The organism is Streptomyces sp. NRRL F-5630, from assembly GCF_000719475.1.
GTDB lineage: Bacteria > Actinomycetota > Actinomycetes > Streptomycetales > Streptomycetaceae > Streptomyces.
This window is the reverse complement of sequence record NZ_JOGO01000151.1, coordinates 1-3,331: the sequence shown is the minus strand read 5'-3', so window position 1 is coordinate 3,331 and position 3,331 is coordinate 1. Positions and strand designations below refer to the sequence as shown.

Here is a 3,331-nt window from a genome sequence, read left to right as displayed (position 1 = left end):
GCCGGAACAGCGTCCACAACTCCTCCGGCACCAGACGCTCCACCAGATCAGCCATGCACGGCTCAACGAGCGACTACGCCAATAGAAACGGCCTCTAAGCGCTTGGCCGCAGGTTCGAGTCCTGCCGGGGGCGCCATCCAGAAGGCCCGCAAACGAGCAAGTTTTTGCAGGTCAGCGCCTTGCAGCACCCAAGCGCCGAGCCCCGCCCGAGGCACGTCGCTCAAGATCAAAGTCCGGCCGAGGGCGACGGAATACGGCGCTCTACGGCTGTCCATTCCCATTACGTTCCCACGGGAACGGCTGCGGCGGACGCCCCACAGGGGACGTCCGCCGCAGCCGGAGGGGGAATGATCACGCCGCCGGGTAGTAGTGCGTTCCGTATGCGCGGCGCAGATAGTCGGCCTCCCGCCCGGTGATGCATCGGGCGTAGACCGTGAGGAGTACCTGCACGCTGTTCCCAGCCCAGTAGGCAACGGTCGCCGGGGGGATGCCCGCGTTGAGCCAGTTCGTCAGGCAGACGTTCCGACAGTCGTACACACGCTCCCCGGCGATGGAGCGGTACACGTGAGACGGAAGAACGTTCTCGCGCGCTTTGTCCCAAATTCGTCGCAGCACGCTTCCCGCGAGCATCTGCCCCTTCAGCTGCCCGGGGAAGAGGAGGTCACCCTTGCTGAGCTGCAGCTTCGCGATGAGGTCCCGGAGCAGCGCGACGAGGTCTGGGTGGAGTGGAACCGTCCGGGTATCGCCCTTCGGCCTGCCCTTCAGCCCTCGCTCCTCATGCGGCTCACCCGAATCGGTCCATCCACTGCCGACCTCCGGCTGCGCTTCATGGACGATAACCTCGCCCCACACGGGGTCGCCGTCTTCAGTCAGTGCCCCTGCAGCCGGCAACTCCAGGTCGGCCACCCGCAGAGCGACCGCCTCCTCAGGGCGCAGTCCGGCGTAGCAAAGGGTGGCGAAGAAGGCTTGGTAGACATGCCCGTAACGCCTTGTCCCGATCCAGGCGAGCATCGACTGGATCTGGGCGGTGTTGAGCAGCGATCGCTTGTCGATCGCCGCCGGCACGCTAGGCGCCGCATTGGCCACCTTCCCCTTGGGGAGCGGGTTCCTGGACAAGACCTTGCGGCGCACGGCCTTCTCCATGACCAGATTCATGATCCTGCGATGCCGCAAGACCGAGCTGGGCGCGGCGGCCGTGCCGTCGAGTTTCGTTCCGAGAGCGTGCAGCACCCGGTCAACCCGCTCCGGCTCCTCCCAAGCGGACATGTTTCGCGTATTGCGCTCGACCCATCCGAGGATCTCCCTGATATCGGCGGGTGTACCGGTCGTATCCGCCCGCCTCTTCGCGTGAAAAGCCCACTCGCGAAGAGCCGTCCAGACCCGGACCGGATCGAAGCGAGCCGGTGGCGGAGTACGGAGTAGCGCGATCGTCGCGGTCATGAGGGCCTTGGCCACGTTCTTGCGCTGGTTGGCCGAGTACCCCGGCCAGGCGTCGTCCACGAATTCGACAGCGAACTCGTACCAACTCACCTCCCCAGCCCTGCTCCCGTACGACACCGGACGCCCCGTCTCGAGGTCGAAGGGTTCGCCGGACTTGGTGGCCGTCAGGAGCTTGGCGCGCTCCGCATCCGCCAGCGCTTTGGTATTGAACGTCCGCGAGAAACGGCGCTTGGGGCCGACCTGCCATAGCAGTCGGTAACCAAAAGTGCCATTGGCGCGCCGACGGGCCTCAATGTTGAATATTCGAACCTCAAACGAGGCGTTTGTCAATTTACCTCACAATCGCTGAGCCAGTTTTCGAAATCGCTACGCCGTATCCGGAGGCTTCCGTTGGGAAGCCGGATGCAGCGCGGCCCTCGCCCCTTCTGCCGCCAGTCGTAGAAGGTGGATCGAGCTATCCCCAGCTCGTCACACACGTCATCAACCGTCAGCTTTGCCCCAGGCCGCACTGTTACCGCCACGCCGTCACCTCCCGGCGGCCAAGAGCGGAACTCGGTGTCATCTCGTGGCGAAAAAGGGAAGGGGGTATCACGGATTGGCGCACGGAAGGGTTTCCTTGCTGGGGAGCGAGGAGCGACAGGGGCACGGCAGCGCCGCCTCGCGGTCCTCGGCGCTTGGAGAACCGCTTGCCAGCGGTGCACGCTGCCTACGGCATAGAAGCCGCAGCAGAGCTGCCTCGCGCCTCCTCTTGCCAACGCGAAGCTGTCTGCGTCCGCCACGGCTCCACCGCCAAGCGCAGCCGGAAGGCGAACACCTCAATGGTCGCGACGATCGCCGGTTTGGCTAACCGGCGATCGTCGGCTATGTTGCCCGCCCCATCGGCCACGGCGGCCCCCTGCATTACGTTGTCCCTCCTAGGGAATGAAGCGCTTAGAGCTCTGGCCAGAGAGCACTACCGCTTCGAATGACGGGTTTTCCGCAGCCGGAATACGTGCGCTGCGGACGTTGTACGTTGACATAGGTTCGGAGCGACTATCCACCCATCACGTCCCTTTTCTTGTCTGCCGTGAGCGATTGCCCCGATGTCCTGGGGTTGACGGCTGTGCTCCGCAGCCCCGGCATACGCCGCGCTAGTGTTATTCGGCGTCAACTTGCCGCGATGTCGGGAACGCGTGACTACGGCCGGCCACCGCCACACGGAAGACGCCGATCCCCGCGGACTAACGAACGTGCGCAGATACGGGGACGCCTATAAGCCTCACCGCAGCGAGGGTGAGCAGGCCCCGGAGGTCGGCCTCTTCGTTTGGACCCAGCACCACGGGCACCTCGCTGGCGCCGAGTGGCTCGGGAGAGCGTGGACGGTGCTGTAACTCGGCTCCACGGAGGACAAGGGGCGGTCTTCCCAGCAGCGAGCAGAGCTGGGGCGCGGTGTTTTCGATCTTGGGCACGGTCTGGACGACTCGCCGAAGGTATGGCCGTTGCTCCAGGTGCGGGCCCGAGGCCGCTTTTTCGCCGCTCCCAGGCCGAGGTGCTTACCGCGCGCGCAGGCCCGCAGTCGCTGCACGGCTACCACTCGCCGGGAGGAAGCAGGTCCTGCTGCGCTGGTCTTACTTCCAGGGATGGGCGGAACCTCTCCAGCAGGGGCTGGTCGGTGCTGAAGCGCACGTCCTCCCGGCGCCGAACTATGACACTGGGGGTCTCATGGGATGCGGCCGTGCACCGAAGTAAAAAGGCCGGTCGCACTGGCGGCAGTGGGGGAGAGCCCCACCGACCATGTCGGTGGGGCTCTCCCCTAGGTGTATTGACCCGGAGCGTTGTTGACGCGGCTGATCGGAGGTTGGCCTCCGAGTGCGGTGTGGCAGCGGTGGTGGTTGTAGGTGTGGAGGAAGTC

At 65.3% G+C, this 3,331-nt stretch carries 2 protein-coding genes and 1 pseudogene; all 3 read right to left on the bottom strand.

Features of this window, described 5'->3' with window-relative positions:
• Positions 1-351: 351 nt before the first annotated feature.
• Entirely contained in the window at positions 352-1,770 is a 1,419-nt protein-coding gene (locus tag IF99_RS0129985) for a tyrosine-type recombinase/integrase (RefSeq protein WP_031001570.1), read from the bottom strand.
• A complete protein-coding gene (locus IF99_RS33115) occupies positions 1,767-1,949 on the bottom strand; it encodes a helix-turn-helix transcriptional regulator (protein ID WP_420705741.1) in 183 nt (60 codons plus the stop codon). The genes IF99_RS0129985 and IF99_RS33115 overlap by 4 nt, the downstream gene beginning before the upstream one ends.
• 1,283 nt (positions 1,950-3,232) lie before the next feature.
• A pseudogene (locus tag IF99_RS33795) lies at positions 3,233-3,331 on the bottom strand (IS481 family transposase); the annotation flags it as partial.